The sequence below is a fragment of the Sphingobium phenoxybenzoativorans genome (assembly GCF_018286635.1).
GTDB classification, from domain to species: Bacteria; Pseudomonadota; Alphaproteobacteria; order Sphingomonadales; family Sphingomonadaceae; genus Sphingobium; species Sphingobium phenoxybenzoativorans.
In genome coordinates, this window is sequence record NZ_CP073910.1 from 4,673,410 (window position 1) to 4,697,797 (window position 24,388).

At 63.0% G+C, this 24,388-nt stretch carries 23 protein-coding genes; 8 read left to right on the top strand and 15 right to left on the bottom strand.

Going from position 1 to position 24,388, the window contains the following annotated elements; all coding sequences use genetic code 11:
* Window positions 1–11: 11 nt before the first annotated feature.
* Window positions 12–1,652 carry an AMP-binding protein gene (locus KFK14_RS23125; protein WP_212609307.1) on the bottom strand — a complete coding sequence of 547 codons (1,641 nt, stop codon included), beginning with the start codon at window positions 1,650–1,652 and terminating at the stop codon, window positions 12–14.
* A 183-nt stretch (window positions 1,653–1,835) separates the two neighbouring features.
* Between KFK14_RS23125 and KFK14_RS23130 the strand changes: the two genes are divergently transcribed.
* The 5 genes from KFK14_RS23130 (at window position 1,836) to KFK14_RS23150 (ending at window position 6,178) form a co-directional block, all read left to right on the top strand.
* Complete coding sequence (locus KFK14_RS23130; protein ID WP_246524757.1) at window positions 1,836–2,684, top strand: fumarylacetoacetate hydrolase family protein; 849 nt, start codon at window positions 1,836–1,838, stop codon at window positions 2,682–2,684.
* Between the two features lie 120 nt (window positions 2,685–2,804).
* Window positions 2,805–3,572, top strand: a complete 768-nt coding sequence (locus KFK14_RS23135; RefSeq protein WP_212609308.1) for an SDR family NAD(P)-dependent oxidoreductase — start codon at window positions 2,805–2,807, stop codon at window positions 3,570–3,572.
* 103 nt (window positions 3,573–3,675) lie between these two features.
* Window positions 3,676–4,443: an SDR family NAD(P)-dependent oxidoreductase gene (locus KFK14_RS23140; protein ID WP_212609309.1), complete on the top strand. Its 768-nt coding sequence runs from the start codon at window positions 3,676–3,678 to the stop codon at window positions 4,441–4,443.
* A gap of 114 nt (window positions 4,444–4,557) precedes the next feature.
* The gene (locus KFK14_RS23145; protein WP_212609310.1) at window positions 4,558–4,890 is read left to right on the top strand and encodes a hypothetical protein; all 333 of its coding nucleotides are present in this window, start codon (window positions 4,558–4,560) and stop codon (window positions 4,888–4,890) included.
* Window positions 4,891–4,909: 19 nt separating this feature from the next.
* A complete protein-coding gene (locus KFK14_RS23150; protein WP_070157766.1) occupies window positions 4,910–6,178 on the top strand; it encodes an aromatic ring-hydroxylating oxygenase subunit alpha in 1,269 nt (422 codons plus the stop codon).
* Window positions 6,179–6,263: 85 nt separating this feature from the next.
* On the opposite strand, the gene KFK14_RS23155 is transcribed toward KFK14_RS23150, so the two are convergent.
* The 6 genes from KFK14_RS23155 to KFK14_RS23180 all read right to left on the bottom strand — a co-directional run bounded on the left by KFK14_RS23155 (window position 6,264) and on the right by KFK14_RS23180 (window position 13,720).
* Window positions 6,264–8,522 (bottom strand): hybrid sensor histidine kinase/response regulator, encoded by a 2,259-nt coding sequence (locus KFK14_RS23155; RefSeq protein WP_212609311.1) that lies wholly within the window; start codon window positions 8,520–8,522, stop codon window positions 6,264–6,266.
* Window positions 8,519–9,673: an FIST N-terminal domain-containing protein gene (locus KFK14_RS23160; RefSeq protein ID WP_343227778.1), complete on the bottom strand. Its 1,155-nt coding sequence runs from the start codon at window positions 9,671–9,673 to the stop codon at window positions 8,519–8,521. The genes KFK14_RS23155 and KFK14_RS23160 overlap by 4 nt, the downstream gene beginning before the upstream one ends.
* A 37-nt stretch (window positions 9,674–9,710) precedes the next feature.
* The gene (locus tag KFK14_RS23165; RefSeq protein WP_246524758.1) at window positions 9,711–11,063 is read right to left on the bottom strand and encodes a DUF3422 domain-containing protein; all 1,353 of its coding nucleotides are present in this window, start codon (window positions 11,061–11,063) and stop codon (window positions 9,711–9,713) included.
* A complete protein-coding gene (locus KFK14_RS23170; protein ID WP_212609312.1) occupies window positions 11,014–11,406 on the bottom strand; it encodes a DUF779 domain-containing protein in 393 nt (130 codons plus the stop codon). Before KFK14_RS23170 ends, KFK14_RS23165 begins: the two co-directional genes overlap by 50 nt.
* Before the next feature lie 113 nt (window positions 11,407–11,519).
* Entirely contained in the window at window positions 11,520–13,040 is a 1,521-nt protein-coding gene (adh, locus tag KFK14_RS23175) for an aldehyde dehydrogenase (protein WP_070157770.1), read from the bottom strand.
* Between the two features lie 116 nt (window positions 13,041–13,156).
* Window positions 13,157–13,720 carry an SDR family NAD(P)-dependent oxidoreductase gene (locus KFK14_RS23180; RefSeq protein WP_212611276.1) on the bottom strand — a complete coding sequence of 188 codons (564 nt, stop codon included), beginning with the start codon at window positions 13,718–13,720 and terminating at the stop codon, window positions 13,157–13,159.
* 31 nt (window positions 13,721–13,751) lie between these two features.
* Between KFK14_RS23180 and KFK14_RS23185 the strand changes: the two genes are divergently transcribed.
* Window positions 13,752–14,831, top strand: coding sequence for a transposase (locus KFK14_RS23185; protein ID WP_099186151.1), 1,080 nt, complete (start codon window positions 13,752–13,754; stop codon window positions 14,829–14,831).
* 31 nt (window positions 14,832–14,862) lie between these two features.
* Here KFK14_RS23185 and KFK14_RS23190 read toward each other — a convergent pair whose 3' ends face one another.
* Window positions 14,863–15,204: an SDR family NAD(P)-dependent oxidoreductase gene (locus KFK14_RS23190; protein WP_246524760.1), complete on the bottom strand. Its 342-nt coding sequence runs from the start codon at window positions 15,202–15,204 to the stop codon at window positions 14,863–14,865.
* Window positions 15,205–15,419: 215 nt separating this feature from the next.
* Between KFK14_RS23190 and KFK14_RS23195 the strand changes: the two genes are divergently transcribed.
* Together KFK14_RS23195 and KFK14_RS23200 are read left to right on the top strand one after the other, a co-directional pair.
* The gene (locus KFK14_RS23195; RefSeq protein ID WP_212609314.1) at window positions 15,420–15,569 is read left to right on the top strand and encodes a hypothetical protein; all 150 of its coding nucleotides are present in this window, start codon (window positions 15,420–15,422) and stop codon (window positions 15,567–15,569) included.
* A 488-nt stretch (window positions 15,570–16,057) separates the two neighbouring features.
* The gene (locus tag KFK14_RS23200) at window positions 16,058–16,927 is read left to right on the top strand and encodes an outer membrane protein (protein ID WP_212609315.1); all 870 of its coding nucleotides are present in this window, start codon (window positions 16,058–16,060) and stop codon (window positions 16,925–16,927) included.
* Between the two features lie 96 nt (window positions 16,928–17,023).
* On the opposite strand, the gene KFK14_RS23205 is transcribed toward KFK14_RS23200, so the two are convergent.
* From KFK14_RS23205 to KFK14_RS23235, 7 genes are all read right to left on the bottom strand, one after another.
* Window positions 17,024–18,127, bottom strand: a complete 1,104-nt coding sequence (locus KFK14_RS23205) for a DNA alkylation repair protein (protein WP_212609316.1) — start codon at window positions 18,125–18,127, stop codon at window positions 17,024–17,026.
* Window positions 18,128–18,150: 23 nt separating this feature from the next.
* The gene (locus KFK14_RS23210; RefSeq protein WP_212609317.1) at window positions 18,151–18,912 is read right to left on the bottom strand and encodes an NRDE family protein; all 762 of its coding nucleotides are present in this window, start codon (window positions 18,910–18,912) and stop codon (window positions 18,151–18,153) included.
* A gap of 90 nt (window positions 18,913–19,002) precedes the next feature.
* Window positions 19,003–19,203, bottom strand: coding sequence for a hypothetical protein (locus KFK14_RS23215; RefSeq protein WP_139139406.1), 201 nt, complete (start codon window positions 19,201–19,203; stop codon window positions 19,003–19,005).
* Between the two features lie 109 nt (window positions 19,204–19,312).
* Window positions 19,313–21,517 carry a TonB-dependent receptor gene (locus KFK14_RS23220; protein WP_212609318.1) on the bottom strand — a complete coding sequence of 735 codons (2,205 nt, stop codon included), beginning with the start codon at window positions 21,515–21,517 and terminating at the stop codon, window positions 19,313–19,315.
* Between the two features lie 313 nt (window positions 21,518–21,830).
* Entirely contained in the window at window positions 21,831–22,211 is a 381-nt protein-coding gene (locus KFK14_RS23225; RefSeq protein WP_212611277.1) for a flagellar export chaperone FliS, read from the bottom strand.
* 25 nt (window positions 22,212–22,236) lie between these two features.
* Window positions 22,237–23,640, bottom strand: coding sequence for a flagellar filament capping protein FliD (gene fliD / locus KFK14_RS23230; protein WP_212609319.1), 1,404 nt, complete (start codon window positions 23,638–23,640; stop codon window positions 22,237–22,239).
* Window positions 23,641–23,800: 160 nt separating this feature from the next.
* Window positions 23,801–24,283 carry a hypothetical protein gene (locus tag KFK14_RS23235; protein WP_212609320.1) on the bottom strand — a complete coding sequence of 161 codons (483 nt, stop codon included), beginning with the start codon at window positions 24,281–24,283 and terminating at the stop codon, window positions 23,801–23,803.
* Between the last annotated feature and the right edge of the window lie 105 nt (window positions 24,284–24,388).

Below are 24,388 nucleotides of genomic sequence, written 5' to 3' on the forward strand. Positions count from 1 at the left end.
TTTTGATCCTCTCAGGCCGCGGTGCGTTCCGTCACGCGCAATGAGCGTTTCTCCTCGCGCAGGTCGATGCTGCGGGAGTCGGTGCGCGGGTCGCCGCCATCGGGGAACAGGGCGCCCTTCTGAATCTTCTGCGTGCCGGTCACGGGCAACTTATCGCAAAAGGCAATCCATGCCGGCAGCTTCGCCGCGCTGACCTTGCCCAGCGCGCCGCGCTGAATGGCCTCGGCGATCTCCCGGCTGGCGGCAATCCCTTCCATCGGCACCACGCAGGCCATGATTTCCTCGTCATGCAATTCATCCGCCACGGCCAATACCGCCACCGCCTTGACTTCCGGCAGGCCGACCAGCGCATTCTCGACTTCGGCGGCGGCGATATTCTCGCCGCTCCGGCGGATGATATTCTTACGCCGGTCGACGAAATACAGCATGCCGTCGGCGTCCTGACGGCAGATGTCGCCGGTGTGGAACCAGCCGCCGCGCCATGCTTCTTCGGTTTCCTTCTCCTGCTTGAGATAGCCGGAGAAGAACCCGGCGCGCGGATCAGGCCCGGACGCGCGCACGATCAACTCCCCCGGCGCGCCATGGGGCAAGTCCTGATCATTCTCATCGACGATCCGCACTTCCCAAGGGAAATGCGGACGGCCGAAGGCCCGCGCCTCGCGGCTGCGCGGCTCCTCGCTGTTCATGATGGCGCGCGACGTCTCGGTCATCCCCCATGCTTCGACCAGCGGGATGTTGAACCGCTCCTCGAAAAGATCGCGGATGGCCGGCTCTATCCCCGCGCCATAGCCGTAACGGACGACATGCCGCTTTTCTTCCGGGGTCTCCGGCGTGTTGACCAGCAGCGGCGGAATGATCCCCAGATAATGGAAACAGGTCGCCTTCGTCTCGACCAGATCCCTCCACCAGCGCGATGCGCGGAAGCGGTCCTGCATCACCAGGCAATTCCCGCGCTTGAGCACGCTGGTAAAGGTGAAGACCGTCACATTCATATGAAAGGCGGGCAGCGGGATGTAGAGGCGGTCGCCGCCATCCCGGAACGCGACAGGCCCGGTCGCGCCCGTATAGGAGTCGGCGGCGGCCAGGCAGGACGCATTGGAAATCAGGCACCCTTTGGGCTTGCTGGTGGTGCCGGACGTGTAGATGATCAGCGCGATGCGCTTGCCCTTGTCGGCCGGGACTTCATGGGGACCGATGCCGGGCGCGGGCAAAGGCGCGCCGGGTTCCGACAGGTCGAATACCGGCACCGCCGGATCGAGCGTCTCCACAGCCTTGCGGATATTGGCGATGCATTGCGGCGACGCCACGACCAGCGCGCATTCGGGGAAACCGATGCCATAGGCCATCTCGTCGGGCAGATAGTCCGGGTTCAGCGTGACGGCGGTCGCGCCGATGCTGTTGAGCGCGAGATAGTGCCAGAAATGCTCCGGCATGTTGCCCGCCGCCAGGGCGACGCGATGCCCCGGACCATAGCCCGCATCGACATAGCGTTTGGCGAGCGCGTCGATGACGCCTTTCGCTTCGGCATAGCTGATTTCGAAGCCATCCTCGCAATAGCCGCGCCCTTCGGTGGCCGGGTAGCAAAGCACGGACCGGCCGGGCGCGCGCGCCGCCGTCTGCGCGAAAAGATCGTAAACTGACTCTGCCATCATCTCATTCACAAGGGCGCAGGCGCGGACCCGCTGCGCGCATATGGCCGATATGGAACCTCTCCCAAGGCGGGTCGGAACCAAGCCTATACGCGGCCAAAGCTTTCTTCAACACAAATGTTGACAATAAAGAGATAGCTTCCCATCAGTAAGGCAAAGAACGGCCAATCAACCGGGAGAGTGACTGTGAAGCTGGTAAGCTATCGGTATGAAGGTCGAGTCGGAGTCGGCAAGACCGACGGAGAAATGATCACCGCCCTGGGTTCGCGCCTCAGCATGCCGGTGCCGGACATGATCGCGCTGATCGCCAACTGGGACAGTCTTGCAGAGGAAGCGCGCGCCGCGACCGGCAACGACCATGCTGTGGGCGATGTAGAGTTGCTGGCACCGGTGCAGCGCCCCGGCAAGATATTCGGCCTGGGCATGAACTATGCCGACCATGTGGCGGAAGCCGCCATGCCGATGCCGGAGGATCAAATCTGGTTCACCAAGGCGGTGACGTCGGTCAACGGCCCCCATGCTCCGGTGGAATTGCCCAAGGCGTCGGCCCTGCTCGATTATGAGGCGGAACTGGTGTTCATCATTGGCAAGCGCTGCCGCCATGTCTCCGCCGACCAGGCGGCTGGCGTCATCTTCGGCTATTGCGCGGGCAACGATTTCAGCGTGCGCGACTGGCAGCTCAAGACGTCGCAATATGTGCTTGGCAAATCCTTCGACACGCACGCCCCCTTCGGCCCGTGGATCGTGACGCCGGACGAAATCGATCCCGCCGCGCTCCCGATCCGCTCAACGGTCAATGGCGAGGTGCGGCAATCCTCCAACACCCGGCATTTCATCTTCGATCCCGCCGCACAGATCGCGCATCTGTCGCAGGCGATGACGCTGGAGCCGGGCGACGTGATTTTCACGGGCACGCCGGGCGGCGTCGGCGCGGCGATGAAGCCGCCATCCTTCCTGAAGGCGGGCGACATTGTGCGCGTCGAAATAGACGGCATCGGCGCAATCGAGAACCGGGTCGTGAACGAGGCCGGCTAGGACGATTTCATGCCGGACGCCCTCGTCCGGCTGCCCGGAAATCGCGGAAAAGAAATGTCAGGGCGGCTTTACTTCGATCCGGGTGAAGCCCGCTCCAAGCCCCACGGAGAGGAATATATCATGGCAAATGTTGCGAGAGATTTGGAAGGCCGGTCGATCATCTGCACCGGCGCGGGCAGCGGCATCGGCCGCAGCGGAGCAGTCATCGCTGCGCGGCACGGCGCCCACATCCTGGTCACCGACATAAGCGAGGAAGGCGGGCGCGAAACCGTCGACCTGATCCGAGCCGAAGGCGGCGTCGCGGAGTTTGAGCGCATCGACATCTCCAGGGAGGAAGACGCAAAGCGCATGGTCGAACGCGCAATCGCCCTTTTCGGTAAGCTGGATGGCGCGTTCAACAATGCGGCCGTGCCGCAAAAGACCGCGATGGTCCACGAACTGACGCTTGATCAATGGCGGCGCAACATCGACGTGACGCTGACCGGCACATTCCTGTGCATGAAATATGAGCTGGAAGCGATGCTGGCCAATGGCAAGGGCGCCATCGTCAACACCTCGTCGGGCGCGGGCCTGAAGGGCTTCAAGCTGGGGTCGGAATATACCGCGGCCAAGCATGGCGTCGTGGGCCTGACGCGCACCGCCGCGCTGGAATATTCGGGCCTTGGCATCCGCATCAATTCGATCTCGCCGGGCGGCGTGCGTACGCCGATGCTGGAAGGCGCGATGAAAACAAACCCCGATCTTGAACCCTATATCGTCTCCACCCACCCCATCGGCCGCATGGCGCACCCGGACGAACTGGGCGAAGCCGCCGTCTGGCTGCTGTCCGACGCCGCCTCTTTCGTGACGGGCGCGATCCTGCCGGTGGATGGCGGCCATATGGCCTGATCCACCCTCCATCATCTTTGCAGAGCGGTGACGGCGCGTCGGCCGCACCCCTCTGCGCGTCTTGCGCGCACGGCCGCGAGCCAATCCACAAGGAAGCATCGGAATGACGACATCGGCAAAGGATCTGGAAGGCCGCTCCATCATCTGCACGGGCGCGGGCAGCGGTATCGGGCGCAGCGCCGCAGTGATCGCTTCCCGCCGTGGCGCGGCTATCCTGGTCGCCGACATCAATGAGGATGGCGGCCGCGAAACGGTCGAGATGATCCGGCGTGAGGGCGGCCGGGCGGAATTTCAGCGCGCCGATATTTCAAAGGAGGATGAGGTGGAGCGCATGGTCGCCCAGGCCCTATCCCATTTCGGCGAGCTGGATGGCGCGTTCAACAATGCCGCGGTGGCGCAGAAGTCTGCGATGATCCACGAACTGACGCCGGAGCAATGGCGGGTGAATATGGACGTCACGCTGACCGGCACCTTCCTGTGCATGAAGCATGAACTGCGCGCCATGATGGCCAACGGCAGGGGCGCAATCGTCAACACCTCCTCCGGCGCGGGCTTGCGCGGCTTTAAAATGGGGTCGGAATATTCGGCGGCAAAGCATGGCGTGGTCGGGCTGACGCGCACGGCGGCGCTGGAATATTCGGGGATGGGCATCCGCATCAACGCCATAGCGCCCGGCGGGGTGCGCACGCCCATGCTGCAATGGGCGCTCGATTCGATCGATGGCCTTGAAGACTATATGATCGGCAATCTCCCCATTGGCCGGATCGGCGAGCCGGACGAGCTGGGGGAGGCGGCGGTCTGGCTGCTGTCCGACGCCGCATCCTTCATCACTGGCGCCACCCTGCCTGTGGATGGCGGCTATATGGCTTGAGAAAGCCGCAATCTATCAACACATACGTTGACCACATCCATGCCTTCCCCTATTATGGGCGGAACAAAAGCATAATCGCACGCCGGTTTGACCGCAGAGAGGATGGGAGGACATATGCTGCCCCCTGGTTTTGAAACGATAGAAAAATATGTCGGCTATTGGGACGTGCCCACAACGTCCGAGCGGTGGGAGCGCCGCGCCGCAGCTTCCATGGATGAGGTTCGCGCATTTTACGACGATATGCTCGCCCATGCCGATCAGGCGCTCGATGTCATCGCGCTCCACGACATCAACGCCATGCCCGACGATGTGGCGACCCTGGCCAGACTGATGCTGGCATTGATGAGCGCTGCGGTCGCCATCGAGGTCGTCGGCGCGCCGCGCGACCCCTATTCTCCCTACCCACACAGCGTCCGCGTTCTGCGCGGGCCAAGTCCCTGGGGCTGATCCCACCAAAGGAGACGGCATGAATATTGAGACGAAAAGTCCAGTCCCCGGATTTGACGATAGCTATACCCTTGCTCTCGGTCTCGACACGGGACCGCTGTCGACCGATCCCTATATCTCTCCGGCCCATTATGAACTTGAGCGTGAGCGCGTTTTCGGCCGCGCATGGCTGGCGATGGGCCGCGAGGAACAGGTCCCCGAATCCGGCTCCTACATCGTTCGGGAACTGGAGGTGTGCAACGCATCCGTCCTGATCGTGCGTCAGAAAAGCGGCGGCATCCAGGCTTTCCACAATGTCTGCTCGCATCGCCAGAACCTGATCATGAACAGCAGCGAGGGGCGCGCGCCGCGCTTCACCTGCCGCTATCATAGCTGGACCTTCGGCACCGACGGCGCGCTTCTGTCCGTACCGGACGAACGCCGTTTCTTCGATTTCGACAAGAAGAAATGCGGCCTCACCCCGATCGCGACCGAAGTCTGGCAAGGCTGGATATTCATCAACATGCAGAGCGAACCGGAGGTCAGCCTGGCTGAGTTTCTGGGCGATTTCGGCAAATTCTACACCGGCGTACCATTTCCGGGATCGGGCCACAGCCTGAAATTCGAGGCGAACCTCGATGCGAACTGGAAAGTGATCAGCGATGCGTTCGCCGAATCCTACCATGTGCCGTCCATCCACAACAAGACGCTGCGCCCGGCGTTCAGCAATGCGTCCAATCCCTTCGCCCGGCCGATCCGGGCCTCCGCCTGGGGACCGCACAGCGCCTATTCGGCGTTCGCCAATCTGGAATATGCGCCGCCGGAAAATGCGCTGGGCGAACGCCTCGCCTATCGCAATATGGGCGCGAACAACATCATCTCGCCTTCCGGCGCCAATGAGATCGACAAATTGCTGGGGCATCCGTCGATCAATCCCAACAACAGCGCGGAATGGTGTTCGGACGCCAATGTGATCTTTCCGAACTTCCATCTGGACGTATCGTTCGGCGGCTTCTTCATCCATCATTTCTGGCCGACGTCGCACCGGTCGACCCGCTGGGTCGCCGAATATTTCATGGAGCCGGCGGCGGATTTCCAAACCCGTCTGCAGCAGGAATATTACGCCATCCGCAATATAGAGGTTCTCCTGGAGGACATCGGAAATACGGAGCGCGTGCAAAAGGGGATGGAAACCCGCGCCAAGCGCAACATCTATCTTCAGGACGGCGAAGTGATCATCCGCAATCTACTTCATCATATCGATCGCTGGATCAAGGCGGACAGCGCGCGGGAAGCGCTCGACCTCTGACGGGAAAGACTGGCTTGTCCGGCCGGACCGGACAAGCCGTCGCCGTCTCCCACCATATCGAGCTGGAAATATCAGGCCCGAAATATCAGGGCAGCATCGTCCGCAACAAGGACCGCAATTGCGCCGGTTTCACCGGCTTGTTGAGTAGCGCTATTCCCGTCGCGGCCAGTTGCGTTTTCAGCGCCTCCCCACGGTCCGCCGAAATCATCACCGCAGGCACGGCCGCGCCGAAATGCGCATGCAACTGCGCAACCACCCGGTCCCCCGTCTCACCGTCATTCAGATGATAGTCGGCCAGGATGATGTCGGGGCGCACGCCGTCGGGGAACAATTTCACCGCCTCGGCATAATCGCCTGCGGTCACCACCTCGCATCCCCAGCCATTGAGCAATGTGCGCATGCCCGACTGGATCTGCCGCTCATTGTCCACCACCAGCACGCGCAGTCCGCGCATGGACCGGTCGCGCGTCGCCCCACCGCCATCCGTGGCGGCGTCATCGATTGGACGGCCAAGCGGCAGCGTGATGGAGAAGGTCGATCCTTGTCCGGGCGCTGACCGCAACCTGATGTCGTGCCCCAGCATGTCGGCTGCGCGGCGCACGATCGCCAACCCCAGCCCCTTGCCCTGACTGCGCGTGTCGAGCCTGCGGAACTCCTCGAATATCAGCGCCTGCTGCTCCTTCGCGATGCCCCGTCCAGTGTCGGCGACATGCACCGCGACGCGCCCCTCCTCTACCGCGCAGCAAACGCTGACGCTGCCCGCGTGCGTGTAGCGGATCGCGTTGGAGATGAAATTCTGGAGGATGCGGCGCAACAACCGCACGTCGGTCTCGACCCATAGCTGCTCGGTCTCGATGCGGAAAGCCAGACCGGCGGCGCGCGCCATCGGCGTGAACTCGACATTCAACGTCTGCAGCAACTGGTCGATGCGGAAATGGCTGACCTCCGGCTGGATCGCCCCGGCGTCGAGCCGCGAAATCTCCAGCAACGCCTCCAGCAGATCCTCGACAGAATCCAGCGCCGTCGATGTCTGCGACACCAGCGCGCGGGTGGGTAGCGCCAGCCGCTTGTCGCCCAGCGCCGCAACGAACAGCCGCGCCGCATTCAACGGCTGCAGCAGGTCATGGCTGGCGGCGGCCAGAAAGCTCGTCTTGGACAGATTGGCCTTTTCGGCAGAGGTCTTTGCCTCGGTCAGCGCCACTTCCATCGCGCGCCGTTCGGCGACTTCATGACCCAGCCGCTCATTCACCTCCAGCAATTCGGCGGTGCGTTCGGACACGCGCCGCTCCAGCGTCTCGGCGGTTTCCTGCAACGCCGCCTGCGCGCGCAGCATGTCGGTGACGTCGGTGAAGCTGAACACCTGCCCGCCCTGCACTGTGCGGGTCGACCGTATCTCGAAACTGCGGTCGCCTGCGGGACAAAGCTGACTGACCGGCGCGGCATGGCTGTCGTCCGGCCGCCATTCCAGGCAGCCCCGGTCATCCATGCCCCTGATCCCCCGGCACCATTTCAGGAAGCCGTCATGGGTGGAAAACGCCCGTTCGGGATCGCCCGACACGCCCAGCAACCGGCCCAGCGCGCCGTTCCAGGCCGACAATCGCCTGCTGCTGTCGAACATGCACACGCCTTCGGACAGCGTGTCAAGCGTCGACTGCAATATCAGATTGCGTTCCGCCAGTTCCAACGCGCGCGCGCGGGCGTCCTCCGCCTTCACCTCGGTAATGTCGGTATAGATGCCGACGATGCCGCCTTCGCTGGTGCGCAGTTCGTTGATCTGCACCCAGCGCCCGTCGGCCAACGCCTGCACATGGCCGCCATCGGCGACGCCATGCTGCGCCAGCCGGTCGGATACCCAGCGATCCGGCGCGACCGCCGCGCCCAGCGGCTGCAAATGCTCTGCCGCCAGTTTCGCTATGTCGGCAAAGCCGATGCCTTCGCGCACATGCGGCGCCAGTTCCGGCCAGAAGCCCAGATAGGCTTCGTTGAACAGCACCAGCCGGTCGTCCGCATCGAACAGCACGAAACCTTCGTTGATGGAATCGATGGCGTCGCGCAGGCGCATCCGGGCCGCGTCGGCATGGCCATGCGCTTCGGCCAGATCGGCGTTGGCGGTGGCCAGCTTGGCGAGGGCATCCTCAAGCTGGCTGGTCCGGTCGCGCACCATCGCCTCAAGCGAAATCGCCGTTTCGAACATGGAGAAGGCGTTGACCGACATGTCGCTCGACCGCTCAACCCGGTCCATCAGCGCTATGTTGATCTTGCGCAGCTTGCGCACTTCTTCCCGCAGCGCGTCGATATCATCCGCCTGATCGCTAGACAGAGGAAGGCGCGCCGTGTCGCTCATGTCCCTATCGCAAGGCCGCTGAACGTCTGGTTGACGTGCAATGCGTGATATTGCTCGCCATAGGTATTGAACCCGATCACCCCGTTGCGGCGATAGAGTTGCGACACTTCATGCGCGATCTGCCGCTGCTCGGCGTCAATGCGGTTCAGCACGCAGTCGAAGGCGATGATCCGGTCGACTTCGCCGATGGTGCCGCGAATATCGCTGAACAGCGCCTCCATGCCGGCGATGCGGTCGACCGGTTCGCCCACGGTCAGCACGATCCCCTCATCAATGGCGCAGTAGAAGGTCAGGCTGCCATCGTCATTCGCGCTCTGGATCGACCGGACATAATATTCGCCGCCCGCCCGCACCATTGGCGGATGCGCGGCGAAAAATTCCGTGCCCAGCGCTTCCCCCGCATGCCCGGCCAGCCGCAGATATTCGGCGGCGGCGGGTTCGGCGTTGATTTCCGTGACGATCCGCTCATGCGGCAATGCGCCCGTGATCACCATCTTGTGTTCGCCGGGGCGATAATGCTGCGCCTTGAACACATGCATCGGCCGGGGCGTCGACAATATCGCGACCACCGCCGCGCGGCCGTGGAAAGCGCCGCCCTCCAGGATCGCAGTCTGCCGGAAAGCGAGATCGTCGCCCGACGATCCGCCGATCAGCGGAATGTCGCCCAGCGCGTCCTGGATCGTCATCGTCAGCAATTCTTCGGAATGCGACAGGCCGTCGACCAGGAACAGAGCGACATGATTGACCGCATCCCCCAGATGGCGGCTGTCCCTCTCCGCCTCCGCCGCAAGCGCGCGCACGGCCGCCCGCGCCGCGCCGGGATCGAAATTGTCGATATCCAGAAAACAGTGCGAGGCCATGTGGAATGCGGCGGCGGGGAAGCCGATCACGCTCAGGCTGCCATGGTCATAGCCCTGCGCCGTCAGTTCGCCGGAGCTTGTGCAGCCGATCACGCGCACGCCCTCGCTGCGGCGATTGATCGCCCGCGCCAGCATATCGCGGTCCAGATGGTGGGAGCAGAATACGATCGCCCCGGCCAGCGGCGCATCGCCCAGTTGCGCCATGATATCGTCCATGGCGGCGAAGGGATCGTCGGCGTGCGAGGAAGCGAAGCCGATCGATTGCTTCACCTCCATATGTGCGATGCTCATCGCCCTCTCCATCATTCTTCCGGGCAAATCATGGACGCTAATGGGTGCCTTTGTCACTCGAAACCAGCCGGTGCCGCACGCGCCGCATGGACAGAATCAGGACAAGGATCACAGGCGGGACAAGCATGCCGAGCCACAGCGTCGCCGAAAATGCCGGCCAATGCTTTTCCGCGGCCTTGAGCGGATAGGCGATCAGGCCAATCAGATAATAGCTTATCGCCACCGCCGACAGCCCTTCAACCAGATGCTGCAGCCGCAGTTGCATGCGCGCGCTCTCGTCCATCGACGCCAGCAGCCGGGCATTCTGGTTTTCGATATGGGTTTCGATCCGCGTGCGCAGCAAGGCGGTGAACTGGGCCGCCCGCGCATTCAGAAGCGCCAGCCGGTCGGTCAGCGCGGCGCAGGTCTGGATCGCCGGATGGAAACGGCGCTCCGTGAAATCGGCGAGAGACTGATATCCGGCGATCGGCTCCACCCGCAACTGGTCGAGACGGCTGGCGACGATCCGCGCATAGGCGGCGGTCGCGCTCATGCGATACCCGCACCGGCTGTCGATCGACAGCAATTGAGCCGACAGGCTGGTGAGCGATTCCAGCAATTCGTCATCGCGCCGGTCGCCCTTCGCCAGCGATTGGCCGACCCCCTCCAGCGCCCCTTCCAATGCATCGAGCGCCGTCCACGCCTTGCGCGCTTCGGACAGACCGATCAGCGCTAGATTGCGATAATTGCCCAATTCCTGAAGCTGCTGCACGCACCGCGCGAGGTCGGCCGAAGGCATGTCGAGCGACGCGACGACCATCCGGCCATATCCATCGTCATGGATGCGGAAATCGGTCCACAGCCGGGCGCGTCCGCCCGATGGGCTGCGCACATGGCAGGTGACGAGTTGATGCCCCGCGAAACCGGCGGCATCGGCGGCGGCCGCCGCTTCATCCTCCCCGTCGATCACGATCAAGTGGCTGGCGCGGACCACGGTTCCGGGCAAAGTGTCGATCAGCGCCGTGTCCGGCGGCAATGTCCAGTTCCAGACGCCCGCTCCGGCCCCCGTCCCAGTACCAGCGCCGGTCCCGGCATCCCCCGTAATCACCATCGTCATGGTGCTGGCCTCGCTGTGCCGTTCCCACCCCAGCCGCATGTCCGCGCCGCACAGCCGCTCCGCATGGCGCGCGGCGGGGTCGAAATCCGGCAGAAGCTGCGTCAGCGCCTCTGCCTCGGCAACCCGGTCCTCCACCAGCCGGACGATCTGGACGATGCGCGCGGGCGGGGAGAATGCGGGGAAGCGGCGCAACTGCATCTCGCCGACCACCTGCCGGCGCAGCGGATGATCGACCAAGCCCATATCAGCCGCCGCGTTCCGGCTCTCCCGCCGCTTCGAGCGCTGCGGCTTCATCGTCCGTGAAAATCCGGGAGCGCACGATGAAGCGCACGCCTTCGGGGCTTTCCAGCGACATGCCCGCGCCGCGCCCCGGCACCACGTCGATCGTGACCTGGGTATGCCGCCAATATTCGAACTGCGCGGCGCCGATCCACACCTGCACGCCATCGGCGATCGCGCCGAGCAGCACATCCTGCGGCCCGACCTTGAACTCGCCCTTGGGGAAGCACATCGGCGCGGAACCGTCGCAACAGCCGCCCGACTGGTGAAACATCAACGGGCCATGCTTGTCCGTCAGTGCGGCGATCAGATCGTCGGCGGCGGGCGTCGCCAAAATGCGCGGCGGAACAATGTCCATCACTAGCCTCCCTTGGAGGTCACAAGACAGGGCGGACACCGGTTCAACGATGTCCGCCCCCAGCTACGGCGCCTGAGAGAGAAAAGGGGAATCGCGCCGCCGCCGATCCTGCGTCAGAAGAAGCCGAGCGCCTTCGGGCTGTAGCTCACCAGCAGATTCTTGGTCTGCTGATAATGGTCGAGCATCATCTTGTGGTTTTCGCGGCCGATGCCCGACTGCTTATACCCGCCGAACGCCGCATGGGCGGGATAGGCGTGGTAGCAGTTGGTCCACACGCGCCCGGCCTGGATGCCGCGGCCCATGCGATAGGCGCGTGTTCCGTCGCGCGTCCAGACGCCAGCGCCCAGACCGTAAAGCGTGTCATTGGCGATGGCGAGCGCCTCCGCCTCATCCTTGAACGTGGTGACGGCAAGGACGGGACCGAAGATTTCCTCCTGGAAAATCCGCATCTTGTTGTGGCCCTTCAGCACCGTCGGCGTGACATAATAGCCCTCGCTCAGCTCGCCCTCATGCGCGGCGCGCTCGCCGCCGGTCAGCACTTCCGCGCCCTCGTCCCGGCCAATGCTGATGTAGGAGAGGATCTTTTCAAGCTGATCGTTCGACGCCTGCGCGCCGATCATCGTCGCGGGATCAAGCGGGCTGCCCTGCTTGATCGCCTTCACCCGTGCGATCGCCCGTTCGATGAACTTCTCATAGATGCTTTCCTGGATCAGCGCGCGGCTGGGGCAAGTGCAGACCTCGCCCTGATTCAGCGCGAACATCGCGAAGCCTTCCAGGCATTTGTCGAAATAATCGTCGTCCGCGTCCATGACATCCTCGAAGAAGATGTTGGGCGACTTGCCGCCCAGCTCCAGCGTGACGGGGATCAGGTTCTCCGACGCATATTGCATGATCAGGCGGCCGGTGGTCGTCTCGCCGGTGAAGGCGATCTTGCTGATCCGCTTGTTCGACGCCAGCGGCTTGCCCGCCTCCACGCCGAAGCCGTTGACGATGTTGAGCACGCCCGCCGGCAGCAGGTCGCCGATCAGTTCGGCCAGAACTAGGATCGACATCGGCGTCTGCTCGGCCGGCTTCAGCACGATGCAGTTTCCGGCGGCAAGGGCGGGCGCGAGCTTCCACACCGCCATCAGGATCGGGAAGTTCCACGGGATGATCTGGCCGACAACGCCCAGCGGTTCGTGGAAATGATAGGCGATGGTGTCATGATCGATCTCGCTGATCGATCCTTCCTGCGCACGGGCGCAGCCCGCAAAATAGCGGAAATGGTCGATGGCGAGCGGAATGTCCGCATGAGTCGTCTCGCGGATCGGCTTGCCGTTGTCGATGGTCTCGGCCATCGCGATCAGGTCCAGATTGGCCTCCATGCGGTCGGCCATCTTCAGCAGGATGTTGGACCGTTCGGTCGACGACATCTTGCCCCATGCATCCTTCGCGGCATGGGCGGCGTCGAGCGCGGCCTCAATATCCTCCGCGGTGCCCCGCGCCACCTGGCATACTTTCTGCCCGGTCACAGGGGAGATATTGTCGAAATATTCGCCCTTCGCGGGCGCCACCCATGCGCCGCCGATATAGTTTTCGTAGCGGTCGCGGATCAGGGTCTTGCCGGCAAATTTCTCCAGCGCCTGCTGCAGCATCATCTTTCTCCTGGGTCGATATTGCATCTGAAATCAGGATGGGATCATGCTGGCGGCGGCAGGGCGGCACAATTGCACCTTGGGTCGGAAGGGCAGCGTCAGGCCAGGTCCGTGCTCTACGGAAGGCCGCCGTCCACGCGGATCAGCGCGCCGGTCGTATAGCTTGACGCCCGGCTGGCAAGGTACAGCGCGGTCGTCACGATTTCCTCCGGGCGGCCGGACCGGGGAATGGCGCCCGGCGTCGTGTCGCGCATTTCCTCCGGCCAGCTTTTGGAAATATCCGTCAGAAACTGGCCGGGTGAAATCGTGTTCACACGAACATGCGGCCCATATTCGAAGGAAAAGGCGGTGGTCAGCGCGTTTACTGCTGCCTTCGCGCCAGCGTAGACAGCAAAGCGCGGCTGCGGGCGAATCGCGCCGGTGCTGCTGATATTGATGATCGTCCCCGATCGTGCAGCGGCCATGCGCGCGCCCACCAGCGAAGCGAGACGGAAAGGCCCCTTGAAATTCACCGCGACGATCTTGTCGAACAATGCCTCGCTGGTTTCATGCGACGATGGCGACAGGGGGGACATGCCCGCATTGTTGACCAGAATGTCGATGCGGCCGAAATGCCCATAGACCGCCTCGACCAGCTGGAGACCCGCAAAAACCGGTAGCGTTTGGACGGCTATGGTGATTCATTGAAGGCGCGCGATCACGGAGTGAGCTATGGATCCCAAGTCTCTGTTCAGTTTGAGCGAACACCTTGATGCATTGAGCAAGGAAGGCGATCCGCTCGAGGTTTTGCAGGAGACAGTGGATTTCGAGTATTTCCGGGCGTGGCTGGTTGAAGGGCTTGGCTATGGCGATGGTAGCAAAGGCGGCCGCCCACCATTCGATCCGGTGATGATGTTCAAGGCGCTGATCCTGCAGGCGCAGCATAATCTGTCAGACGCTCGGATGGAATTCATGATCCGGGATCGGCTTAGTTGGCTGCGGTTTCTGGGGCTGTCGCTCGGGGATCGAACGCCGGACGAGAACACGATCCGGCATTTTCGCAATCGCCTGACCGAGACGGGAACGCTCAAGCGTGTGATGAAGGCCTTTGACTGGCAACTCCAGAAGAAGGGCTACATCCCGATGTCCGGGCAGATCGTGGATGCCTCGCTGGTGCCTGCGCCAAGACAGCGGAACACCGAGGGCGAACGCGAAGCGATCAAGTCGGGCAAGAGCGCCAGGGATATCTGGCCGGACGAACCGAACAAGGCAGCGCAGAAAGATACCGACGCCCGCTGGACTCTCAAAGTCGGCGGGAAGGTCCGGTATCGGGCGGATGGGACGCCGCTCCCCATGATCGCCCTGCCGGTCTTCGGCTACAAATCCCACATCAGCATCGACCGACGCTTCGGCTTCATCCGAGGCATGGCGGTGACTTCGGCGTCAGCAGCGGACGGGCGTCTTCTCCGGCAGGTCGTCAGCACGGACAATACCAGTTCCGAGGTCTGGGCTGACAGTGCCTATCGATCCAAGCGCAACGAGAAGTGGTTGTCGGATCAGATGCTCACGTCCCGAATTCATCGGCGCAAACCCATGGGCAAGCCGATGTCGAAGGCAACCGCACGGGCCAATGCCGTCAAATCCTCCATCCGTGCGCATGTTGAGCATGTCTTTGCGCATCAGAAGAACCGGTTCAACCTGTTTATCCGCACCATCGGCCTGGCCCGCGCTGAGGCGAAACTGACCCTTTGCAACCTGGCCTACAACTTCAATCGCCTGATCTTCCACGAGCGCCGAGAAACCGCAGGCTGACTCTGTCTGCAAGCCGGCAAAAACGGCGAAATCAACGCCAGGTATCTTGGAAATCGGTCCGAACGATGCCCTTGGTGCGCCGCGCAGCCTCGACGTCATCACGCCAGCCCGAAATTACCCGGTTTTTGCGGGTCTCCAGCTCCCCGATCCCGTCCCAGTCCCCAATGTGGCATGGCCATACGAACGCCCGGCGGCCCAGCGCTTCCACTTCCCGCGCCACGGCCTCGCATGCTTCCCTTTTGCGGCTGGTGATGGCGATGTCCGCCCCAGCCTTTGCGAACGCTAAGGCCATCTGCCGGCCAAGCCCCCGGCTGCCGCCCGTGATCAGGGCGATCTGCCCGCTCAGGTCGAACAGATCCTCATTTGCCTTCACGCTGGCTCTCCCACTCCACGCCTCTCCAATGCGGAGTATGACAACAAAAGTCTGTTTTGACAATTTTCCGTCAATATTGGCCCAGCCCATGCGTCGACGATCGCCGTTCTCAGAGCCGACCAAACATTTTTAATCGATCCCATAAAAATAGTTTGGCTGATTTATCTCTACTGTCATGATAGATAAAACAGTAAATGATTCTTTGGGGAAGACGGATGTCCTGGATAAAGCGTTTCGGGCATAGGCTGGCCGCGCTGAGGGATGCAGCAAAACGTGAATTTCTGCGCGATCCCACGGTTTTGCTATTTGAGCGTGCGCCGGGCGCGCAGGGCGATGCCGCGCGGGATGCCGCAGGAGGCCGCTGACACGCCATTGCGGTTCATCTTCTTCGAATTGTGAGAAAGCTTTCGCGCGCTGCGCTAAAAGAGGAATGAATCTGAAACCGGCGCGTCGACGGTAGACCGAAGCGGCAGCGCCAGCATATCGTCATCTTGGGAGTTCATTGCCCGACCCTCCACCCGTTACCGCCGCTTGGCCGTTGGCCCAGCCGACGACGCCCGCCATCGCTAGCCCCGCCGCGCCTCACCTTTCCAAAGCGCCGCGAAAATGTTCCCTGCAAACGGATCGATTTTATCGCGCAGGTCAAATTTGCGCTTCCCGCCTGATCATCGCCGCCAAAGCGTAAAATGCCAGCGAGCCGGGTGTTTTTCTGCGGCCGGGACCGTTTCCCGTATCCTTTGGACCGTGGCATAATTACAACAGATTATCCTGTTTATCCCCCGTTCATGAAACCCCCGCTCGGACTAAACCGTATCTGCCCGGCTCACTGAGGCAATGCAGAGGAACTAATTTCATGAAATCCATTATAAAAGCGTCATTGGGCGCCACGGTCGCGCTCGTCCTGTCGACGCCCGCCTTGGCTCAGTCCGACACGTCAGGCGCGGATCGCAACTGGACCGGTCCCTATATCGGCGGGTCGCTCGGCTATGGCTGGCAACCCAATAGCGGCCGGGACAGGAACGAGACGATGGTCTTTGATACGAACGGCGACGGCGTTTTCGACAATCAGGTGACGACCGCGGCTGGCGGCAACGCCTTCGCCCCCGGTTTCTGCCGCGGCAACTCGCGCGGATCGGCTCCGTCGAGCTGCGGCGGCGACAATGACGGCAAGGTCGGCTGGTCCGTCCACGCCGGTTACGACGTACAGATGGGCAGCTTCGTCGTCGGCGGCGTCGTCGAAGGCGGACAGAGCAATCTCAGCAACAGCGTCAGCGGTTTCAGCACCACGCCTGCGGGCTATACCATGACCCGCAAGCTGGAATGGGACGGCGCAGCCCGTCTGCGCGCCGGTTTCGCGCTGCCCACCGGAACGCTGATCTACGGCACGGGCGGCGTCGCCTATGGCAAGATCAATCACCGCTTCGCCACCACCAACACGTTCAACACCTTCACCGAAAGCAACCGGTCGGACAAGGATTGGGGCTGGACCGCTGGCGGCGGCATCGAGCAGAAGGTCGCCAATAATTTCTCGATCGGCGTGCTGTACCGCTACACCCGCTTCAATGACGGGGCCTATGTGGTGAACGCCGGTCAGGGCACGCCGCCCTCGACGACCAACCCGTTCGTCAATCCGCTGACGACGTCGGGCAGCACCGACATCACGCGCACCAACCAGCGGTTTGACAATCAAAGCGTGCGCGCAACGGCAAGCTTCCGCTTCTGATGCGCCGGGAGGGCGTCGGCCGGGCTTATGCCCGTCCGGCTGCCGCCCTCCCCGCAACTTTCCCCTCTATTCCAGCCCCCTCTATTCCAACCCCCTCTATTCCAGCAAAGCGAACCCGGCGCGGGCGATGGTCTGCCCGTTTACGATCAGCTCAACCGCATGGTCGCCCGGATGATGCCGCCGCGTGCTGAAATCCCGGATCGTCTGCCGGATGCTGAGGTCGGCGGTCGCGCCCGCCTCCAGTTCGAAGGTCTTGAGCTTGAACACCTTGGCGGCCGTCCGGCCCTCCGCCCGCGCATAATGGATGCGATAATCCACCACCAGCCGCTGCGCCGTCGCGGCGGTTGACCGCAATTGCGCGGCGATGGCGATCGTCTCGCCCAGGCGCAGCGTTTCTGGCGCAACCGAAAAGTTCAGCAGGTCCACCTCCGCCCCATGTCCCGCCCCGATCAGCGCCAGCGCGCGCGGATCGCCCTGCTTGATCAGCGTGCGAAGCGCATGCCGCACGACCCATTTGGTCGCCGGATCATCCTGCGGCCATGCCTCCAGCCGCGCGAGCACCCAGTCCGGCCGCTCCTTGGCGATATCGTTCAGATGGTTGGCCACCGATTTGCGGACGTAGGCGCTGGGATCGGCCTTCAGCGCCTCCAGGATCGGGGCGGCCAGCGTCGGATCGGTCCTGAGCGCCGGGATGCGCGCCGCCCAGGGCAATCGCGGGCGGCTGCCCTCGCTGGCGAGGCGGCGGACATGCGGGTCGCCGCTGCCGCTCCATTGCAGCATCCGGGCCAGCGTCCCCGCCGCATCCCGCGCCAGGAAAGGCCGGATCGCGAACTCCGCGGTGCCGGACCCGGTCAGCGCGGCCAGCGCCTCCAGCGACCTGTCGACATCATCCAGCCCATATCGCGCCACATATTCCGTCACCGCGACCGCCTGAAACCCGTGGGTCAGGCGCGGGACCATCTGCAGGATGATCGCCAGCGCGGCCGGATAGTCGCCGGGCAGCGCCGCCGCCAGCGCATCGGCGATATGGCGCACCCGCTCCATGATCGACAGGCCGTCCAGCCCGGCCGACGCCGCCTTCAGGAACGCCTCGCCGTCGAAATCCGGCGATGACGCCGCGCCTGCCCCGGCGATCACGGTCAGCGCCTGCGGACCCAATATGTCCTTCAGCAGCGGCGCTGCTTCCTTTTCCTCCGCCATGTCCGGTGCCGTTCCCTTCTGCCTCAACCGTTCCAGCGGAAAGAGACGCCGCTCGCGCCCGTCGCATTGCCATCGGCGTCGAAGCGCCGCTCGGTGATGGTGCCGCGCCCGTCCATATCCACCGCGATCACAGTGCTGCATCGCGTCCCATAGACCGGATTCCTGATGAACACCGGAGAGACGGCGGCTTCATCGGCAATGTCGGACGGATATTCCGGCGGGATGCCCGCATTGGGGAAGGTCTCGCTGCCCAATGCCTCGAACAACGCATCGGGCGTATCGCCGCCATGGGTCAGGAAATCGAGCAATGCGGCCTTGAGCTGCAGGGTTTTGGGCCATGGCTCATCCAGCGCGCCGTTGGACAGGCCATAGAGGCCGGGCGTCAGGACCGACCGCGTCGCGCGCGGACGGTTGGTCAGGAAATGCGCTTCGCCCTGCGCGATGAACACCAGGTTGAACGGATTGAGTTCATCGATCGCCGCTGTCGCCGGATCGGAAAAATCGCCCTCGCCCGCCAGCAGCTCCGCTACCAGTTGCCCGCGGGAGGGGCGGTCCGGCTCCGCCACGCCAAAGCCCCGCCTGTTGGTGACGATCGCGCAGCGTCCTTCGTCCGAAACGCCCAGCCACGTCCCGCCCGATTGCAGGTCGCGCCCCGCGATGATCGAGGGATGCGAGTCCCACCGGCCCAGCGGCGCAGCCGGCCGCGCATGCGTTTCGTCACGATTCCCGGCCAGAATGAGCCGCCAGCGCGGATGGACCCGCCAAGCCATTGCCATGATGCACATCGCCCCAGCATATGGCGCGGCGGACTGGAAACCAAAACATAATGCCGGAAATAATGATGCTCGGGCGGCGGGAATCCGGCCGTTGGCGGATCAGCAGCCGCCCAGTCTTTTCATCGCGGCGATGATGTCGCGCCACGCCGTCCTGGCGGTGCCCCGCGCCCCGGCCGACTGGCGCTGCGCCAGCGGGATGGCGTCGCCGTTAAATCCGGCGATCAGCGCGCGGGCGAAATACTCGATGGCGCCGGCGCGATCCATTTCGCCCTTGCCGTCATGGACATAGGTCATAGCCATGCCTCCTGTCGCGGTGGTTGAGACCACGACAGGGGATTCAAATGGCAATCGGGCCGGAAGGCAACTCAACTAAAGTATAGGTCCGGCATGATGGCATGCCGCGCCGGGGTCAGAAATCCACCCGCCCGGTCAGGCCGTAGGTGCGCGGGATGGACCAGATCTGCAGCACCGAAACGGGCACCGCGAAGATCGTCGTGACATAATGTTTGTTGGTGATGTTGCGCACCCATCCATCGACCGACCAGCCCTTGTCGACGCTGCCAATGCCCAGCCGCGCGTTGAACAGGCTATATCCGTCCTGGCTGGTGAAGGGCCGCGCGCCTTCATCCGCCTCGAAGAATATCTTGCTGGTATAGGACCAGTCGCCCCGCGCGCGCAGCTTCAGGTTCGCCGTGATGGGCTTTTCATAGATCAGCTCGACATTGCCCTGCCATTTGGGCGATCGGATCATGCGGTTGCCGGAATAGTTCGCCGCGCCCGCGATATAATCGTCATATTTGCCGTCCAGATAGGACGCGCCGCCCGTCAGCGTCAGTTCGTCGGACACCGCGACCACCAGCGATGTGTCGATGCCCTTGATCGTCGATTTCGCTGAGTTCGAAATGATGTTGCTGCCCGATCCTGCGGGCGCCGGCGGCGGCAGCAGGGTGAAGCGGGGAAGCTGCAGATTCTTGTAGTCATAATAGAAGGCCGACGCATTGAACTGCACCCGCCGGTCGAACAGCTCCGACTTCAGGCCGACTTCATAGGTCCAGGCCCGCTCCGGGTTGAACACGACCGACGCCAGCGCCGCATTGGTGGAATTATACTGGAAACCGCCGCTCTTGAACCCGCGGCTCACCGTGCCGAACAGCATCAGGTCGCGGGTGAAGCGGTAATCGATGGTGAATTTCGGGTCGAAGGATGACCAGCTCTTGCCCGGATTGACCGTGAAGTTGGGATAATAGCTGGGCGGCACGGCGGAATCGGTGCTCGCCTGGATCAGCGCATCCTTCTTGTCATGGGTGTAGCGCCCGCCGATCGTCACGCGCAGCTTGTCGGTCGGCTTGACCGTATATTGGCCGAACACGGCATAGCTGTCCGTATCGATGTCGGTCGCATAGATATTCTGCTCGCGGCCCGGCAGGCCGAAATGGAACAGCGAGTCCGCGCCCTGGTCGAAATGGTCGGTGCGCTTGGTTTGCTCCTGATAATAATATCCGCCCAATACCCATTCGGCCGTATCGCCAAAGGTCAGGAACCCGTCCGGCACGGAGGACAGCCGCAATTCCTGGCTGAACTGACGGGACAGCTCGTCATAGCTGAACGTCCAGATGTCGCGCGGCGTGGCGTCCAGATCATAGGTCTGGTCGATCCGGCTGCGGCGATAGGAGGTGATCGACGTGATCTCCAGCGCGTCGGTCGAATGCTCGATCTTGCCGACAATGCTCAGCAGCTTCCGGTGGCTGGACCCGTCGATATTATAGGCGTCGGAATAGCGGTCGGGCGTCGGCGTGTAGGATGGGGAGGAAGGAGATTGCAGGAACTGGCGGCTGCCCGTCGTTTCCTGCAGGAAGCCCGGCAGGTCCGCATTCTGATATTCGACGATCAGGTTCAGGCGCGTGTCCTCGCCCGGTTGCGCGGCGATATGGGCGCGGATGGTCTTGCTGTCGTCGCCATTGCCATGCTTGCCGGTCAGGATATTTTCGGAATAGCCGCGCCGGTGCAGAATATTGCCCGCCAGGCGCACCTGAATGCCGTCGGTTAGCGGCCCGGAGACCGCGCCCCGGACATCGTAGAAACCGAAATTGCCGATCGACGCCTCGGCAAAGCCTTCCAGATCGCGGGTCGGCGCGCGGGTGATGATGTTGATTGCGCCGCCAATGGTGTTGCGGCCGTAAAGCGTGCCCTGCGGTCCCTTCAGCACTTCGATCCGCTCCACGTCGAGCAGGTCGGTGAGCGAGCCGGAGAAGCGGCCCATATAGCTGTCATTGACGAAAATGCCGACCGATCCTTCCGAACCGGGGTCGAACACGCGGCTACCGATGCCGCGCAGATAGACTTGCGGGCGGAGGGAGTCGAACTTGCCGACATAAAGGCCGGGGGTGAGCCGCGAAATCTGTTCCACGCCCGATGTGCCGCCCGCCTGCAGCGCGTCGGCATTGAACACATTGATGGCGATCGGCACTTCCTGCAGCCGCTCGGACCTGCGCTGGGCAGTGACCACAATATCGGTAATGCCGCCGCTCTGCGCGCTGTCCGCGGCGCTCTCCTGGGCGGCATCCTGCGCCGCCGCGCCGCTGTCCTGCGCGGCCGCTGCCGAGGCCCAGATCAAACATGTTGCAAAAACGCCCGTCCGTAGCATGCAACTCTCCCCTGTGATTCCACATTTCCTGCAGATGTGTATCCACATATCGGAAAAGTTTCAGGGTGTATACGTCTTTTTTGTAACAGCCGCCACATGGCCGCGGGCCAACAGAAAGATACTAACATGCCAGTTATTCCGGCGATAAAGAGAAGGGATTTTGGACATTTACGCCGCGGTCCAAATAAGCTCGCGGCGCGCGAAACGTAACGGAAGCTATGCAAAGCCCATCAATGTGCATCCATATTGAACGCAGTTGGCCGGGTATATTTGCAGGCCAGCGTCAGGCGATCTGCGCCCAGGCTTCGGCGATCTCCGCGATCATGCCGCGGGCGCGGGTCACTTCCTCCTGCGAACCGGCGATGAGCAGGCGGCGCGCCTCGCGATAGATGTGCGCCAGCCCAACGGCGATCTCGCCGCCCTGGTCGAAATCCAGGCTGGACTCCAGCGCGTGCAGGATGGTGAGCGCACGCGCGCTTTTCTCGGCGGATTTCGCGCTGTCGCCCTGCCGGTCGGCGACGACGGCGGCGTCCATGGCGAACATCAGCTCGTCGAACAGGATCTTGACCAGCGCATGGGGCGATGCGCCCTCGATGCGGCTGCCGGCATGCACAGCCGCATAGCGCCGCGTTGCCGATCCTGCATAGCCCTGTCCATAGAACATCGTCGTCATCGTCCCTTATGCGTCGTTATGAGTTGCTGTTGGTCCAGACCGCGACCTGCTGCTCCAGATAGGATTGCGTGGCCTTCATCGCGGTCAGTTGCGCTTCCATCTTTGCGTAGATGGTGGTCATGCGCTCCTGATAGTCAGTCATATCCTTGTCCAGCTTCTCAAGCTGGTCGGTCAGTTCCGTCTGCAGCGCCTTGTATTTGCGCTGGGATGCGGCAAGCGCGCCGCCTTCGCCCTGGATCGAATCCCGCACCTTCTTCATCGCGCCTGCCAGGCCGGGATTGGTGTCGGATGCGACCGACGGATTGAGCATCTGCGTCACCGCGGCCGGATTGGCGGCGATCGCCGCGTCCAGCTTGGTTGTGTCGAGCGCCAGCGTGCCGTCGCGATTGGTGCTTATGCCCAAGTCCGCGAGGGTGCGCACCGGGCCAGAATCGATCAGGTTGGTGGAGGACAGCCGGGCAAGCTGCGTTTTCATGTCGCGAATGCCCGCGTCGCCCGCCAGTGCGCCTGCGGTGGAGGCGTCCGTGCCGGTGGCCGATACGGAGTTCAGCGCCTTGCGCAGCGTGTTATAGGCATCGACAAATTCGACCACCAGATCCCGCATCGTCGATGTCGGCTCATTGCTGGCCAGCGTGACCACCGTGCCCGGCGCCGCTTTATTCAGGTCGATGCGGACATAGGGAAGCGCGGTGTCGATGGTGTTGGTGCTGTTGTGCATCTCCACATTGTCGATCGCGATGATGCTGTCCTGCGCGCTCTGCTTCTTCTGCAGGCTGCCGGGCGTGTTGGTGCCGGTGAAGGTGAAGCGCTGCAGGTCGGCGTCGGCCGTTCCGGCGGTCAGGGTGAAGGCGTTCGCCTCGCCCGTCTCGCCCTTCATGACCAGGCGCGCGCCCTGATTGTCTGTCACGACGGTTGCGGTGACGCCCGCATTCTTGCCGTTGATCGCGGCGGCAAGGCCCTCCAGCGTGTTGTTGGTGCTGTCGATGGTGATCGTCGAGCTGCCCGACGCCGTGGTCAGCGTCAGCGTGCCAAGGCCAACCGCCGTGGTCTTGCTGGCCAGCGCCGTCGATTCCAGCGTCTGCGCAAAGGCGAGCTGCTTGACCTCGATCTGCGCGGGCAGGCCCTTGGGCGTCCCGCCGGGCAGGGCCGCGACGTTCACGATTGTCGGGTCGTTGGATGTCGGCGTGCCGGAAAAGCCGGTGCCGGACAGCAGGCTGGTCAGCGCGTTGGAAAAGGTGTCGAGCGAACTGGAGGCCGAGGCCAGTGCGGAAACGCGCGCATTATTGGTCGTCTGGCGGCCGGTGATCACCGTTTCCTTGGGTTCGCGCACCGCTGCAACCAGATTTTTGACGAGCGCGGAGGTGTCGATGCCGGAGCCGATACCAAGCGATGCCGAAATGCTGCTGCCAATGGACGTCATGTGCGTTCCCTTTCAAGGGGATAGAACGGCAGGCGCGCGGGTGGATTTAGCGCCAGCCGATAATAATCTGCTACGCGGATAGCCGATTATGCTTAACGAAACGCTTCACGGAAACGGGCGCGCCCATCCTCTCTGGATGGCGGCGAATACCGGCCGGCAATCAGGCTGCGGTGGCGAGGATCTGGTCTACCGTGCCGGGCTTCAGATGCGCCTGCGCGCTGCGCGTCACCTGCGCCTGATCGGCCATCGCCTTGGCGAGCATCACGGCGCGCTCCACCATTTCCTTGCTGGCGGGCGGAAGGGGCACGATGATCACGGGCTGCGGCAACAGCGCGGTGATCGCCGATTCCGCTTCGTCATTGGTCTGGGTGTTGCTGGACTGCCCGGCGCGAAGCCCAGCGAGGATATCTGCGATGCTGGCGTGAACGCGCGCATATTCCGCTGCGCTGGCAAGCTGCTCCTCGCTGCCCGCGGCCAGGTTGACCGCATTGTCGGCCGGCGTTGGCGCTGCCGGAGCCTGGGATACCGCCGCCTGAGTGTCCGCATTGACCGGAGTCGCGGCGGGCACGCTGGGAACAGCCGCCACCTTCCGCGTAACGCGGTCGACGGGCGCTATCTCGCTGCGTGACTGATACTCGTTCATGACGCACAAACCTAAATGCGTCCCCATGAATATATTACGGACGAATGCGCCTAATCTTTAATTCACCAACGCAATTTTTTTCTGGTCCACGTCTGCCTGCGAAGT

Excerpts from the sequence above, each read along its gene's own strand:
- KFK14_RS23125 (WP_212609307.1), bottom strand. The coding sequence starts at position 1,652 with ATGATGGCAGAGTCAGTTTACGATCTTTTCGCGCAGACGGCGGCGCGC.
- KFK14_RS23135 (WP_212609308.1), top strand. The coding sequence starts at position 2,805 with ATGGCAAATGTTGCGAGAGATTTGGAAGGCCGGTCGATCATCTGCACC.
- KFK14_RS23140 (WP_212609309.1), top strand. The coding sequence starts at position 3,676 with ATGACGACATCGGCAAAGGATCTGGAAGGCCGCTCCATCATCTGCACG.
- KFK14_RS23145 (WP_212609310.1), top strand. The coding sequence starts at position 4,558 with ATGCTGCCCCCTGGTTTTGAAACGATAGAAAAATATGTCGGCTATTGG.
- KFK14_RS23150 (WP_070157766.1), top strand. The coding sequence starts at position 4,910 with ATGAATATTGAGACGAAAAGTCCAGTCCCCGGATTTGACGATAGCTAT.
- KFK14_RS23155 (WP_212609311.1), bottom strand. The coding sequence starts at position 8,522 with ATGAGCGACACGGCGCGCCTTCCTCTGTCTAGCGATCAGGCGGATGAT.
- KFK14_RS23160 (WP_343227778.1), bottom strand. The coding sequence starts at position 9,673 with ATGAGCATCGCACATATGGAGGTGAAGCAATCGATCGGCTTCGCTTCC.
- KFK14_RS23165 (WP_246524758.1), bottom strand. The coding sequence starts at position 11,063 with ATGAAGCCGCAGCGCTCGAAGCGGCGGGAGAGCCGGAACGCGGCGGCT.
- KFK14_RS23170 (WP_212609312.1), bottom strand. The coding sequence starts at position 11,406 with ATGGACATTGTTCCGCCGCGCATTTTGGCGACGCCCGCCGCCGACGAT.
- adh (WP_070157770.1), bottom strand. The coding sequence starts at position 13,040 with ATGCTGCAGCAGGCGCTGGAGAAATTTGCCGGCAAGACCCTGATCCGC.
- KFK14_RS23185 (WP_099186151.1), top strand. The coding sequence starts at position 13,752 with ATGGATCCCAAGTCTCTGTTCAGTTTGAGCGAACACCTTGATGCATTG.
- KFK14_RS23195 (WP_212609314.1), top strand. The coding sequence starts at position 15,420 with ATGTCCTGGATAAAGCGTTTCGGGCATAGGCTGGCCGCGCTGAGGGAT.
- KFK14_RS23200 (WP_212609315.1), top strand. The coding sequence starts at position 16,058 with ATGAAATCCATTATAAAAGCGTCATTGGGCGCCACGGTCGCGCTCGTC.
- KFK14_RS23205 (WP_212609316.1), bottom strand. The coding sequence starts at position 18,127 with ATGGCGGAGGAAAAGGAAGCAGCGCCGCTGCTGAAGGACATATTGGGT.
- KFK14_RS23210 (WP_212609317.1), bottom strand. The coding sequence starts at position 18,912 with ATGTGCATCATGGCAATGGCTTGGCGGGTCCATCCGCGCTGGCGGCTC.
- KFK14_RS23215 (WP_139139406.1), bottom strand. The coding sequence starts at position 19,203 with ATGGCTATGACCTATGTCCATGACGGCAAGGGCGAAATGGATCGCGCC.
- KFK14_RS23225 (WP_212611277.1), bottom strand. The coding sequence starts at position 22,211 with ATGTTCTATGGACAGGGCTATGCAGGATCGGCAACGCGGCGCTATGCG.
- fliD (WP_212609319.1), bottom strand. The coding sequence starts at position 23,640 with ATGACGTCCATTGGCAGCAGCATTTCGGCATCGCTTGGTATCGGCTCC.
- KFK14_RS23235 (WP_212609320.1), bottom strand. The coding sequence starts at position 24,283 with ATGAACGAGTATCAGTCACGCAGCGAGATAGCGCCCGTCGACCGCGTT.